The 13,409-nt window shown below is 36.8% G+C and carries 12 protein-coding genes and 2 riboswitches; of the genes, 8 read left to right on the top strand and 4 right to left on the bottom strand.

Translation table 11 applies throughout. The features are described from left to right. The first annotated feature begins 34 nt into the window (after positions 1-34). The 4 genes from rpmG (at position 35) to glcK (ending at position 2,176) form a co-directional block, all read left to right on the top strand. Complete coding sequence (rpmG, locus tag B5P40_RS12610) at positions 35-184, top strand: 50S ribosomal protein L33 (RefSeq protein WP_001265616.1); 150 nt, start codon at positions 35-37, stop codon at positions 182-184. Positions 185-289: 105 nt separating this feature from the next. Beyond that, on the top strand, positions 290-868 hold the full coding sequence (locus B5P40_RS12605; RefSeq protein ID WP_002015142.1) for a 5-formyltetrahydrofolate cyclo-ligase: 579 nt from the start codon (positions 290-292) through the stop codon (positions 866-868). A gap of 104 nt (positions 869-972) precedes the next feature. Then, positions 973-1,173, top strand: coding sequence for a YqgQ family protein (locus B5P40_RS12600; protein ID WP_002015140.1), 201 nt, complete (start codon positions 973-975; stop codon positions 1,171-1,173). Between the two features lie 19 nt (positions 1,174-1,192). Further along, the gene (gene glcK, locus B5P40_RS12595; protein ID WP_002015139.1) at positions 1,193-2,176 is read left to right on the top strand and encodes a glucokinase; all 984 of its coding nucleotides are present in this window, start codon (positions 1,193-1,195) and stop codon (positions 2,174-2,176) included. Between the two features lie 80 nt (positions 2,177-2,256). Here glcK and B5P40_RS12590 read toward each other — a convergent pair whose 3' ends face one another. Next, positions 2,257-2,430 (bottom strand): DUF2759 domain-containing protein, encoded by a 174-nt coding sequence (locus tag B5P40_RS12590; RefSeq protein WP_002015138.1) that lies wholly within the window; start codon positions 2,428-2,430, stop codon positions 2,257-2,259. A gap of 170 nt (positions 2,431-2,600) precedes the next feature. Between B5P40_RS12590 and B5P40_RS12585 the strand changes: the two genes are divergently transcribed. Next, positions 2,601-3,230, top strand: coding sequence for an MBL fold metallo-hydrolase (locus tag B5P40_RS12585; protein ID WP_002015137.1), 630 nt, complete (start codon positions 2,601-2,603; stop codon positions 3,228-3,230). 9 nt (positions 3,231-3,239) lie between these two features. Further along, positions 3,240-4,352: a class I SAM-dependent methyltransferase gene (locus B5P40_RS12580; RefSeq protein WP_113709291.1), complete on the top strand. Its 1,113-nt coding sequence runs from the start codon at positions 3,240-3,242 to the stop codon at positions 4,350-4,352. A gap of 150 nt (positions 4,353-4,502) precedes the next feature. Here the strand turns inward: B5P40_RS12580 and B5P40_RS12575 are convergent, their stop codons facing one another. The 3 genes from B5P40_RS12575 to B5P40_RS12565 form a co-directional block, all read right to left on the bottom strand. Further along, positions 4,503-4,793, bottom strand: coding sequence for an ArsR/SmtB family transcription factor (locus B5P40_RS12575; protein WP_000894375.1), 291 nt, complete (start codon positions 4,791-4,793; stop codon positions 4,503-4,505). A 510-nt stretch (positions 4,794-5,303) separates the two neighbouring features. Next, positions 5,304-6,467 carry a cystathionine beta-lyase gene (gene metC / locus B5P40_RS12570; RefSeq protein ID WP_016120811.1) on the bottom strand — a complete coding sequence of 388 codons (1,164 nt, stop codon included), beginning with the start codon at positions 6,465-6,467 and terminating at the stop codon, positions 5,304-5,306. Beyond that, positions 6,464-7,576, bottom strand: coding sequence for a methionine biosynthesis PLP-dependent protein (locus tag B5P40_RS12565; protein WP_002015129.1), 1,113 nt, complete (start codon positions 7,574-7,576; stop codon positions 6,464-6,466). Before B5P40_RS12565 ends, metC begins: the two co-directional genes overlap by 4 nt. An 89-nt stretch (positions 7,577-7,665) precedes the next feature. Continuing rightward, positions 7,666-7,779: riboswitch (SAM riboswitch) on the bottom strand. A 202-nt stretch (positions 7,780-7,981) separates the two neighbouring features. After that, positions 7,982-8,091: riboswitch (SAM riboswitch) on the top strand. 70 nt (positions 8,092-8,161) lie between these two features. Between B5P40_RS12565 and B5P40_RS12560 the strand changes: the two genes are divergently transcribed. Both B5P40_RS12560 and metH read left to right on the top strand, forming a co-directional pair. Further along, entirely contained in the window at positions 8,162-9,994 is a 1,833-nt protein-coding gene (locus tag B5P40_RS12560) for a bifunctional homocysteine S-methyltransferase/methylenetetrahydrofolate reductase (protein WP_113709290.1), read from the top strand. Then, entirely contained in the window at positions 9,994-13,392 is a 3,399-nt protein-coding gene (metH, locus tag B5P40_RS12555; protein ID WP_113709289.1) for a methionine synthase, read from the top strand. Before B5P40_RS12560 ends, metH begins: the two co-directional genes overlap by 1 nt. Positions 13,393-13,409 lie beyond the last annotated feature (17 nt).

The raw sequence follows: 13,409 nt of genomic DNA, 5'->3' as shown, positions 1-13,409 counted from the left end.
GATTTAAGTTATTAGTGACTGGAGGGAAATAAGAATGCGTGTGAATATTACTCTAGCATGTACAGAATGCGGAGATCGTAACTATATCTCAAAGAAAAATAAACGTAACAACGCTGAGCGTATCGAGCTTAAAAAGTATTGCAAGCGTGACAAGAAGTCTACGTTACACCGTGAAACAAAGTAAGCAGTAGGAATATTTTCCTACTGTTTCTTTTTTTTATGCGATTCCTACGTAAAAGTGATACACTATCTTCGTAGAGTAAAGTGTCACTGCAAGGGGGAAAAGTGTGTGAAAGAAGAGAAAATACGTTTACGCAAACAAATAATAGAACACATGAATTCTTTATCTGAAGAACAGTATACAACTTTATCGGAACAAATTGCAGTTTCGGTGTATGGACAAAAAGAGTGGGTTGAAGCTAAAACAATTGGAATCACTCTCTCGATGGAGCATGAAGTGAATACATATCCGATTATCGAAAAAGCTTGGGAAGAAGGAAAGAAAATTGTTGTTCCGAAGTGTAATAAAGGGACAAGAACGATGTCTTTTCGACAAATTAGTAATTTAAATCAATTAGAAACAGTATATATGAATTTACGTGAACCGATTCCAGCACTTACGGAAGAAGTGAATGCGTGTGAAATTGATCTTCTTATCGTGCCAGGAGTAGCTTATACACGCCGAGGAGAACGGATTGGATATGGCGGTGGCTACTATGATCGTTATCTCGTGCACTATAAAGGGAAAACGCTATCATTAGCTTATGATTTTCAAATTGTAAAACATATTCCGGTAGAGCCATTTGATAAAAATGTAGAAAAAATTATTACAGAAAAAGGAACAATGGTTATAAATGGGCTTGTATAGACAAATAAAAATTGACGAGACTTTTTCTTCTTGATTATAATAAAATATGTGAACGTTTTCTTATTATAATTTTTTTATAGTAAGTGAGCATAAAGGGTGATGAAATGATATCCATTTATGATATTCAGCAATTGCTAAAGAAATTTGGCACGATTATTTATACGGGTGATCGAATCGCTGATTTACAATTAATGCAAGATGAATTGCGTGAATTAAATCAATCACAGCTAATCGATCCACAAGACTATCAAACAGCTTTATTTTTGTTGAAGCAAGAAATTCAAAAAGAGATAAATAAGAAATAGATAAAGGTAGGTACGTAACATGGAAGAGAAATGGTTAGTTGGTGTTGACCTTGGTGGTACAACGATTAAATTAGCATTTATTAATGTGTACGGTGAAATTTTACATAAGTGGGAAATCCCTACGAATACAAATGAACAAGGAAAACATATTACACTTGATGTAGCGAAAGCTATTGATAAAAAGTTAGAAGAATTAGGTGAATTAAAAAGTAAGCTAATTGGTATTGGTATGGGAGCTCCTGGTCCTGTACATGTGGCATCTGGAATGATTTATGAAGCGGTTAATTTAGGATGGAAAAACTATCCGTTAAAAGATTTACTAGAAGTAGAAACGGGATTACCTGTTGTTATTGATAATGATGCAAACTTAGCGGCGCTTGGTGAAATGTGGAAAGGTGCCGGTGAAGGAGCAAAAGATTTAATTTGTATGACACTTGGCACTGGTGTTGGTGGTGGTGTTATCGCCAATGGTGAGATTGTACATGGTATAAGCGGTGCTGCTGGTGAGATTGGACATATTACAGTTGTTACAGAGAACGCTTTTCCATGTAATTGCGGGAAGTCGGGTTGTTTAGAAACGGTAGCCTCTGCAACAGGTATTGTGCGTGTTGCTATGCAACAAATACAAGAGACAGCTAAAGAAAGTGTTTTACGTTCTATGTTAGCAGAAGAAGGGCTTATTACATCAAAAGATGTGTTTGAAGCGCTTGGACAAGGTGACGAACTAGCAGGTGAAGTAGTGGAAAAAGTAGCTTCTTATTTAGGATTAGCTGTAGCGAACCTTGCTAGTACGTTGAACCCAGAGAAAATCGTAATTGGTGGTGGCGTATCTAAAGCTGGAGACGCACTATTAGAGCCAATTCAACGTTATTTCGAGCAATATGCTTTCTCTCGTGCTGTAAAGAGCACAAAGTTAGCAATTGCAATACTTGGTAATGATGCAGGTGTAATTGGAGGAGCGTGGCTTGTAAAAAAGCACAAATACGAGGCGAAGATGATATAAGTTGTGAATAATGAAAAGAGGAAGGGGCCCCCTTCCTCTTTTTATGCAAGATCTTGTTGGAGAATAAAAATGTAAATGGATTAAGCTGTTGGTGGGTACCCATTATATAGAACAGTCATGATTGTAAACCATCCGAAAACAAGTACGGTTGCAATAGCGAAGCCGCCCGCGAATAAGTTTTTTTCGCGAAGTGTTCTAAGCGTAGCAAATACAGCTAACAGAGTGACTAGCGTAAAAATAATAACAAGGCCCATACAATATCCTCCTCTGTCTACTCATTCCTTAGAATGAGTTTTTAGAATATTTACTCTTTTATATTGTACATGTTTTAAAAATGATTGTCGAGATAACACGCCTTCTTTTCCTAAGAGAAAGAAATGTTGTATCATTAAAAGTAAATTAAATAACTGGAGGAGATTTTCATATGAAATGGATACAAATGCCTTTAGGCCCATTACAAACAAATGCTTATATTTTAACGAATGATCAAAATGAGTGTATTATTTTTGATCCTGGTCATGAAGGAGAGAAACTTGTTACATATTTACAGGAAGCGCAGTTAAAGCCACTTGCGGTTTTATTAACACATGCTCATTTCGATCATATCGGTGCTGTTGATGCGGTGAGAGACGCTTTTCATATTCCTGTATACGTACATAAAGAAGAAGCGGATTGGTTAGGCGATGCAACTGTGAATGGCTCGCAAATTTTTATGATGAACCGCAGTATTACAGCAAAACCAGCAGATCATATTATTGACGAAGAGGGTACATTAACGATCGGTTCTTTTAGTTTTGAAATTTTTGAGACACCAGGACATTCTCCAGGAAGTATTTCTTATTATAGTAAAGAAGCGAATGCTGTATTTTCTGGAGATGTATTGTTCCAAATGAGTATTGGAAGAACGGATTTACCTGGTGGAAGTTTTGCTGAATTAATTGGAAGTATTGAAGAGAAATTATTTGTATTACCAGATGAAACAGCGGTGCTATGTGGACACGGTCCAGAAACAAGCATTGGTTTTGAAAAAGAAAATAATCCATTTTTACAATAAGGAGTCATTATGGGGATGGAGCTCAATTTAAGAGAATGGATGGGAAAAGAAAAGGATCATTCGATTTCATATAGTACGTATATGAACCTCGTATTATATGCAGAGGAACATGGGTATTATATGAGAGAACGTAAAAAAATTGGAAGACAGGGAGATTTTTTTACGAGTAGCAATGTATCTTCTGTATTTGCGAAGACTTTTGCTAAGTTTTTTATTCGGCTTGTTGAAAAGGGAGAAGTTTCTCCAAATATTTGTGAGATTGGTGGGGGAACAGGAAAGTTTGCCTATGATGTTTTACAAGAATGGAAACAATTATCTCCGGAAACCTTTATCAATTTAAACTATTCAATTATTGAAGTGAGCCCTTTTCATAGAAGGCTACAACAGGAGAGGCTTTGCTTATTTGATAATGTGTCGTATTATACATCTTATATTGAAATGGGAGAGTCTTTCGAAGGAATTATTTTTTCGAATGAATTATTTGATGCGTTTCCTGTTGAGATAGTTGAGAAAAGAAATGGAATTTTGTATGAAGTACGTATCACGTATACAGATGAAGGAAACCTTACAGAAGTATTTAGACCGATAGAGAAAAGAGTCGGTCGTTACTTATTGAAATATAACATTCATATTGCCGAGGGACAGCGATTTGAAGTGCCTATTGCAATGGAAGAGTATATAGAAGAGATTGCGAAATGGTTTCAGAAAGGTATATGTATTACAGTTGATTATGGATATACAAAAGAAGAATGGATGCATCCTGCACATCGTGAAGGAAGTTTAAGAGGATATTATAAGCACAAGCTAATTCGTAATCCTCTTGCATATCCAGGAGAAATGGACCTTACTACGCATGTTCATTGGGATGAGTTGAAGATGAATTTTGAGCTACAAGGAATTAATACGATATGGCATAGGAAGCAATCAGAGTTTTTGTTAGCAGCAGGAATATTAGATCAGCTTGCTAGCCATCAAGATACCAACCCTTTTTCTGAAACTCAAAAACTAAATAGAGCTATTCGCTCTATGATTTTGAACGGAGGATTAGGTAATGCTTTCGATGTTGTTATACACACAAAAGATATGAAGAATTTACTTTTGAATCAATATTTAACAATATGAAAAAAACAAGACACAGTATTTTCTGTGTCTTGTTTTTTAATACGACTTTTAATTATGTAGCATTATATATTTTCTCTCATGATATATATTTATATTAAAGATATGAGATGAAAAATATAGAATACACTCTTTTTCTCTGTCTATAGGTCCCTAACCTAATAATACGCGAACGAGTTGAATGATTGTTTCGTTTTCTACTTTGTAGTAAATTTCCAATCCTTTTCTTTCACTAGAAACGATTTTAGCACTTTTTAACTTTGCTAAATGCTGTGAAATTGTAGATTGTGGCATGTTTAAGCCTGTGTACATTGTAGAAACGTTGCTTGGGCCACGTTCAATTAATCCCTTTACAATACATAAGCGAACAGGATGAGCAAGCACTTTCAATAATTCTGCATTGCTTTCATATAGTTCTATTTCTTTTTGAAAGGTTTCTAACATGTTCTTTTCCACCTCCGTGTGAGCTGTTATACCATACTATACATACCAAAAAATCAAAGAAAAGAAAACAGTTGTTGCAGAAAAAAAGTCCTAAAGTAAAGAAATTGTAAGAAAAGAGACCCTGATGTAAATAAAATAGATAAATTTGCACAGTTTTGTAAAATGACATTTTTGAGTGAAAATTTTGATGCGTTTCAAAAATTGAAAGATATAGATATATTCGTAACACAATTTTATCATGATTTTCTTATTCTTTCAAATGAATATACAAAATTTTTAAAATAATATGACAAAGGAATTATAATGTTATATATAGAATATATAACAGGTTAAAAGAAAAGAAGCTGATTATGATCAGCTTCTTTATGATGATAATGAAATATTTGGATGTAACTGATAAATCTTAGAATAATCAAGTCATTAGTCATTTATTCTAGAGTTCATCTTTTTAAACAACTATTTTATTTCTTGAAGAGTTTTATTATTCGTACACAGCTTCGTTTCTTCCCTTTATGCATTTACAGGTTCTTCGACATAAGAAAGAGCATTTTTGAAATCGGATATTAAATCGTTAACATTTTCAAGACCAACCGATAAACGAAGTAATGAATTGGAAATCCCTCTTTCATCACGTGCTTCCTGTGATAAAGCTGCATGTGACATTTTTGCTGGATATGAAAGAATAGATTCAACAGCTCCTAGACTAACCGCAAAAACGGGTAGTTTAACTTTTGATAAAAATTGGCGCAGTGCATCTTCGGATTGTAAGGTGAAAGATAAAACAGCCCCAGCTGATGTTGCTTGAGTTTGTTGAATACTATAGCCAAGATGTGATTGTAATCCAGGGTAATAGACATTTTGAACTTTAGAGTGCTCTTGTAAAAAATGTGCGATTTTGTTGGCACCTGCAGCTGAATGTTCGAGACGTACATGCAATGTTTTAATGCCGCGAAGCACGAGAGAACAATCTTGCGGTCCTAAAATAGCACCAAAAGCGTTTTGTAGAAAGCCGAGCTTTTGAGCGAGTTCTTCATCTTTTACGACAGCTAATCCGGCGGTGACATCGCTATGACCAGCAATAAACTTTGTAGCGCTATGAAGAACGACATCAGCGCCAAGATCAAGCGGTTTTTGAAATAGTGGTGTCAAAAATGTATTATCAACAAAAGTAAGAGCACCAATAGATTTTGCAAGATTAGAAACAGCACGAATATCTGTCACTTTTAAAAGTGGGTTAGAAGGTGTTTCTACATAAAAGAGCTTCGTATTTGGTTTAATGTTTTCTTTTACTTCTTCCACATTGGTCATATCAACAAATGTATGTGAAACACCATAACGGGAGAGAACTTCAGTAACAATTCGATAAGTACCTCCATATACATCTTCTGAAATAAGAACATGGTCACCTTGTGAAAGAAGGAGAAATGCAGTAGAAATGGCTGCAATGCCTGATGCAAAGGCAAATCCTTTTGTCCCGCCTTCTAATAAAGCAATGATATCTTCAAGAGCTTCACGTGTTGGATTTCCAGATCTACTATAGTCATACTTTCCGAAAGCATCTACATCAAACTGATGGAATGTTGATGTGTTATAGATGGGAACGTTAACAGCTCCTGTGTGTGAGTCATGCTTGTATTGATTATGCAGTAAAAGCGTATCTATGGAATAACTCATATTCTTACACCTTCTTTTACAAGTTTAATTGCTTGCTTTAAGTCTCGAATTAAGTCGTTGCTATTTTCGATGCCGACTGAAAAACGGAGAAGACGATTACACACACCACGTGCTGTTCGAACATCTTCTGGAATATCGGCATGAGTTTGCGTTGCTGGATAAGTCATTAAACTTTCGACACCGCCAAGACTTTCAGCAAATGTAATTAAGGATAAAGATTGTAAGAAAGGATTAATCCAAGTTTCATCTTGAAGGCGAAATGAAATCATACCACCTCTTCCTGGATAAAATACATCTGTCACACCATCTTCATCATTTAAATAAGCAACAATTGCATGAGCGTTTTCTTCATGCTGTTTCATGCGAAGTGCTAAAGTCTTCATGCCTCGAATTAATAGCCATGAATCAAACGGGCTTAAGACAGCACCAGAGGCATTATGATAATGAGCAAGCTCCTCGCAAAGAGATTTCCCTTTCGCAACGACAAGTCCGCTTAGTACATCGTTATGACCGCCTAAATATTTAGTTGCGCTATGAAGGACGATGTTTGCACCTTCTGTTAATGGTTGCTGTATATAAGGTGTATAGAACGTGTTATCTACAATAAGAAGTAGTCCGTGCCTTTTCGCTACACTTGCTACACTTACGATATCAGTTACTTGCATTAATGGATTAGTCGGTGTTTCTATGAAAATAGCCTTCGTTTGAGATGTGATTGCTTGCTCAATTTGTTTAATAGATTGTGTATCTACGTATCTACATCGAATATTCCACTTGTCTTCATGTTCGGAAAATAGACGATATGTTCCCCCGTATAAGTCTTCAGATACGATAAGCTCATCTCCGGAACGGAATAGTGAAAGGACAAGGAGAACAGCCGCCATTCCTGAACTACAGGCATACCCTTGCTCACCACTTTCTAAGTCTGCAATTGCCTGTTCTAAAAGGCCGCGAGTCGGATTTCCAGTTCTTGAATAGTCAAATCCAGTAGATTTACCAATTCCTTCGTGACGATAAGCAGTTGAGAAATAAACAGGTGGATTAACCGTTCCTGTTGTAGCTTCGCTACGGTTCCCGATTTGTGCTAGTTTTGTTTCGATTGTTGACATGTGAAAATACCCCCTTTTTAAAGTGAACGACTAAGTGAAAATAAAAAAAGCCTTCTAAGAAGAAGGCTTTCGGATTGAATAGAGTCTTCTTCTCATCTGTCAAATCTTTCACAATTTGCTGGAATTAGCACCTTATTAACGAATGGATGTTAATGGTTGCTGAGGCGTCAAAGGGCCAGTCCCTCTACCTCTCTAGATAAGAATGTTCGTATGAAATTTTATTATGGTTTTAACTTTACAACAAAAGATAATTGAATTGCAACTTTATTTTAAATAATTTTTATTTTTCCACAAGTGTCATTGACTTTTATTTTAGTGCGTGCTAAATTTATAAAAAATTAACAAACATTGTTAAAAGGGGAACGTATTTCCTTTTAGCTACATAAATAAAATAATAAAGACAAACTCTTATTGAGAGCGGTGGAGGGAAAGGCCCTGTGAAACCCGGCAACCTTCAAACTAAATGTTTGAAACGGTGCTAAAACCTGCAAAACGTGTGTTTTGCATAATAAGAGGAGGAACAATTATGTCCCCCTCTTCAAAGTGAAGAGGGGGTTTTTATATTGATAGAAATGAGGGAGATTCGTGAAATTACTAGATTTATTATCAAAAGGAATTGTAATAGGTGATGGTGCGGTTGGAACGTTATTACATTCGCATGGTTTACAAAGTAGTTTTGAAGAATTGAATTTGTCTGATCCGGACTTAATTATATCGATCCATAAACAATATGTAGCTGCTGGAGCGGATGTTATTCAAACGAATACGTATGGTGCGAATGAAGCGAAACTCCGCATGTATGGTCTAGAAAATCAAGTTGTCCAAATTAATAAAGCGGCAGTGAATATTTCGAAAGCATCAGTAACAGATCGGAATGCAATTTTAGGGACAATTGGAGGTATGAAACATATTGGTGCTGTTACAACGACTGATATAGAGCGAGAATTTATGTTACTTGAGCAGGCAGGTGCTTTACTAGAAGAACAGGTTGATGGATTACTATTAGAAACTTTTTATGATGAATTTGAATTATTGCATGCCGTTAAAGTATTGCGTAAACAAACGAGTATTCCGATTGTTGCTCAGTTAGCGTTACATGAGGCAGGTACGACTCAAAATGGGAATGATGTCAATGAAATATTAAAACAGCTTTTGGATTACGGTGCCAATGTTGTTGGATTGAACTGTCAATTAGGGCCACTTCATATGACGGAAGCTTTCAAAATGATATCGATTCCTCAAAATGGCTATTTATCAGCATATCCGAATGCAGGTCTCCCGAATTATGTGGAAGGGCGTTACGTATATGAGGGAAGTCCAGCGTATTTTGAAGAGATGACACCAAACTTTATTGAACAAGGTATTCGTTTATTAGGTGGTTGTTGTGGTACTACCCCGGAACATATTGAAGGAATGAAACGTGCTATTGCAAATGTTGCACCTGTAATAGCAAAGGAGACGATTCAAAGGCCTAAAGTGGTCCATACACATGAGAAGCGTTCGAGAGCTCATGTTACTCTAGCAGAAAAGGCAAAGAAACAAACGACAGTTGTAGTGGAATTAGATCCACCGAAAACGTTAGACACGCAGCGTTTTTTTGAAGGGGCAAGAGCACTGAAAAGGGCTGGAGCGGATGCTATTACTCTAGCAGATAATTCATTAGCATCTCCTCGTGTTTCGAATATGGCTATGGGTGCATTATTAACGAAGCATGATATTCCAGTATTGACGCATTTAACGTGTAGAGACCATAACGTCATTGGACTACAGTCTCACTTACTTGGATTATCAGCATTAGGTATGGAGGAAGTGCTAGCTTTAACTGGTGATCCAGCGCGCGTTGGTGATTTCCCAGGTGCAACTTCTGTATATGATTTGTCATCGATAGAGCTCATTAAAATGATTAAAGAGATGAACGACGGACGCTCTATTTTAGGGAAATCAATTGGTCCGGCAACAAGATTTTCTGTCGGAGGTGCATTCAATCCTCATGTAAGGCATTTAAAAGCGGCGGTCAAGCGAATGGAACGAAAAATTGATGCTGGTGCTGAATATTTCTTAACGCAGCCGATATATGATGTTGCTTTAATAGAAGAAGTATATGAAGCGACAAAGCATTTGGAACAACCTATCTTTATTGGAATTATGCCGTTAGTAAGTAAGCGGAATGCAGATTTTCTTCATTTTGAAGTGCCGGGTATTACTCTCCCTGAAGAGATAAGACAAAGAATGGATGGACATGAAACGAAAGAGGCAGCCATAGAAGAAGGGATTCGTATTTCACAAGAGTTGATCGATGCGGCGATGAAATACTTTAACGGTATTTATCTTATTACACCGTTTTTAAAATATGAAATTACAGAACATCTCGTGAAATATGTGAGAGAAAAGCAAGAAGTGAAAGAAGGTATTAATTGATGAAACGAATAGAAGAGAGATTACAACATGAAATTTTAATATTAGATGGTGCAATGGGAACGATGATCCAGCAAGAAGACTTAACAGCGGAAGATTTTGGAGGAGAAGAATACGAAGGTTGTAATGAATATTTAGTAAAAACAAGACCGGATGTTATTTTAAATATTCATAAAGTCTACATTGAAGCTGGAGCAGATATTATTGAAACGAATACGTTTGGTGCAACAAATATTGTATTAAGTGATTATGCATTGTCTCATTTAGATGAAGAGTTAAACGAAAGGGCAGCGCTTGTGGCGAAGCAAGCGGTTAAAGAAAGTGGGAAAGAAGTGTATGTTGCGGGAGCGATGGGACCAACGACGAAAGCGATTAGTGTTACAGGTGGTGTGACTTTTGAAGAGTTAATTGAAGCCTATACAAGGCAAGCGAGAGGACTATTAAGAGGAGAAGTTGATGTATTACTCGTTGAAACGAGTCAAGATATGCGTAATGTGAAAGCTGCGTACATTGGAATTCAATCGGCGTTTGAAGAACTAAACAAAATAGTACCTATTATGATTTCTGGAACAATTGAACCGATGGGAACGACTTTAGCGGGTCAAACGATCGAAGCCTTTTATTTATCGGTAGAGCATATGAAGCCATTATCGGTTGGATTAAACTGTGCTACTGGTCCAGAATTTATGAGGGAACATATACGTTCCCTATCTGATTTATCGGAGTGTTATATTTCGTGTTATCCAAACGCTGGTCTTCCTGATGAAGATGGGCATTATCACGAATCTCCAGCGTCACTTGCTGAAAAAGTAAAACGTTTTGCTGAAGAAGGATGGATTAATATTATTGGTGGTTGTTGTGGCACAACACCAGAACATATACGTGTAATGAAATCGGCGCTTGCCTCGATTAATCCTCGTGAGCATCATGAAAGGGTTGGACATGGAATTAGTGGACTAGAAGCGTTGCAATACGATGATTCTATGAGGCCTTTATTTGTTGGAGAAAGAACGAATGTAATTGGATCGCGTAAGTTTAAAAGATTAGTAGCAGAAGGGAAATTTGAAGAGGCTGCTGAAGTGGCAAGAGCGCAAGTGAAGAAAAGTGCTCATATTATTGATATTTGTATGGCAGACCCTGATCGTGATGAAATAGAAGATATGGAAAGATTCTTGGCAGAAATTACGAAAGTGTTAAAAGTACCGATTATGATTGATTCAACAGATGAAAATGTTATGGCGAAAGCTCTTACTTATATTCAAGGAAAAGGTGTTATCAATTCTATTAATTTAGAGGATGGAGAAGAACGTTTTGAAAAAGTGACACCCCTTCTTCGGAAATACGGTGCTGCGATAGTTGTAGGGACAATTGATGAAGATGGTATGGCAGTTAGTGCAGAAAGAAAGATAGAGATTGCTAAAAGAAGCTATGAATTACTAACGAAAAAGTATGGTATACGCCCATCTGATATTATTTTTGATGCGCTTGTGTTTCCTGTAGGAACAGGTGATGAAGAATATATAGGTTCAGCGGCAGCGACTATAGAAGGAATTCGTCTTATTAAAGAAGCGTTACCAGAATGTTTAACGATTCTAGGTGTGAGTAATATATCTTTTGGTTTACCACCAGCTGGACGTGAAGTATTAAACTCTGTCTTTCTATATCATGCAACGAAAGCAGGATTAGATTATGCGATTGTTAATACGGAAAAATTAGAACGCTATGCGTTAATTCCAGAGGAAGAAAAACGTCTTGCGGATGCATTATTATTTGAAACGACGAAAGAGACGTTAGAAAAATTTACAAACTTTTATCGTGTTGCCAAAAAGAAAGATGTCGTTATACAAGAAACGCTAACACTTGATGAACGACTGGCAAATTATATTGTAGAAGGTACGAAGCAAGGACTACAAGAAGATCTAAGTCTCGCGCTTACAGAAGGACGAAAACCTCTGGATATTATTAACGGGCCGCTTATGACAGGAATGGATGAGGTGGGGCGATTATTTAATGGTAATGAGCTTATCGTTGCTGAAGTATTGCAAAGTGCTGAAAGTATGAAAGCTGCCGTAAGTTATTTAGAGCCACATATGGAATCTAGTGAGAGTGCAAAAAAAGGGAAAGTATTATTAGCGACTGTTAAAGGAGACGTACATGATATTGGGAAAAACCTTGTTGAAATTATTTTATCAAATAACGGATATGAAATTATTAATTTAGGAATTAATGTTCGTTCGGATCGAATTGTTCAAGAAGTACAAGAAAAGAAACCTGATATTATTGGCCTTTCTGGTTTGTTAGTAAAATCAGCGCAACAAATGGTAACGACTGCTGAAGATTTAAAAGCAGCGAATATTGATATTCCAATTGTTGTAGGTGGTGCAGCACTAACGAGGAAATTTACAGATAATCGTATTTCTCCATCTTATAAAGGGCTCGTATGTTATGCAAGTGATGCAATGACAGGTCTTGATATTATTAACAAATTACAAAAAGAAGAAGAACGTGAAAAGATGAAGCGAGATAAAAAGGAACGCCATCTTCATATTGTGAAACAAGAGGAGAAAAAAATAGAAATTCCCGCAGTTATTGAGCCGTTGCCAAAAGCAACTGTTATGATACCAGATTCGACGAAACGAGTTGTATTACGGGATGTTCCTGCCCTTCATCTTGCACCGTTTTTAAATAGACAAATGTTAATTGGACACCATCTTGGGTTAAAAGGAAACGTAAAAAAACTCTTGCAAGAAGGGGATAAAAGAGCACATGAGCTAAATGATTTAATTGATGAATTATTACAAGAAGGACAATCTTGGTTACGCCCAAAAGCGGTGTATCAATTTTTCCCGGCGCAAAGTGATGGACAAAATATAATTATATACGATCCGGAAGATCACACACGTATTATAGAGCGATTTGAATTTCCGAGACAAGGGAAAGCACCATACCGTACTTTAGGGGATTATATACGCCCGATTGGAGATGAGATGGATTATGTCGCTTTCTTATCTGTTACCGTTGGAGAAGGGGTTCGAGATATTGCAGAGGAATGGAAGGCGAAGGGAGATTATTTACGCAGTCATGCGATTCAGTCGTTAGCACTTGAATTAGCAGAAGGACTTGCTGAAAAAACACATATGCTCATTCGTGATCGTTGGGGAATTCCAGATTCACCTGAACTGACGATGGAAGAGAGATTCCGTACAAAATATAGAGGAATACGCGTATCATTTGGTTATCCAGCATGCCCAGAACTTGCTGATCAAGAAAAATTATTTCGCTTAATTCATCCAGAAGAAATAGGTATTTCATTAACAGAAGGATTTATGATGGAGCCAGAAGCGTCTGTAACGGCTATGGTATTTTCTCACCCTGAGGCAAGGTATTTTAGTGTACTATAGTGTAGAAGGGGGAGACG

It is taken from the genome of Bacillus sp. SRB_8 (assembly GCF_003264205.1).
GTDB classification, from domain to species: Bacteria; Bacillota; Bacilli; order Bacillales; family Bacillaceae_G; genus Bacillus_A; species Bacillus_A mycoides.
The sequence above is the reverse complement of the archived record's forward strand: the minus strand, read 5'-3'. Positions and strand labels throughout refer to the sequence as shown.

Bases quoted from the DNA above. Each gene is read 5' to 3' on its own strand.
- rpmG (WP_001265616.1), top strand. From the start codon at position 35: ATGCGTGTGAATATTACTCTAGCATGTACAGAATGCGGAGATCGTAAC.
- B5P40_RS12600 (WP_002015140.1), top strand. From the start codon at position 973: ATGATATCCATTTATGATATTCAGCAATTGCTAAAGAAATTTGGCACG.
- glcK (WP_002015139.1), top strand. From the start codon at position 1,193: ATGGAAGAGAAATGGTTAGTTGGTGTTGACCTTGGTGGTACAACGATT.
- B5P40_RS12590 (WP_002015138.1), bottom strand. From the start codon at position 2,430: ATGGGCCTTGTTATTATTTTTACGCTAGTCACTCTGTTAGCTGTATTT.
- B5P40_RS12585 (WP_002015137.1), top strand. From the start codon at position 2,601: ATGAAATGGATACAAATGCCTTTAGGCCCATTACAAACAAATGCTTAT.
- B5P40_RS12580 (WP_113709291.1), top strand. From the start codon at position 3,240: ATGGGGATGGAGCTCAATTTAAGAGAATGGATGGGAAAAGAAAAGGAT.
- B5P40_RS12575 (WP_000894375.1), bottom strand. From the start codon at position 4,793: ATGTTAGAAACCTTTCAAAAAGAAATAGAACTATATGAAAGCAATGCA.
- metC (WP_016120811.1), bottom strand. From the start codon at position 6,467: ATGAGTTATTCCATAGATACGCTTTTACTGCATAATCAATACAAGCAT.
- B5P40_RS12565 (WP_002015129.1), bottom strand. From the start codon at position 7,576: ATGTCAACAATCGAAACAAAACTAGCACAAATCGGGAACCGTAGCGAA.
- metH (WP_113709289.1), top strand. From the start codon at position 9,994: ATGAAACGAATAGAAGAGAGATTACAACATGAAATTTTAATATTAGAT.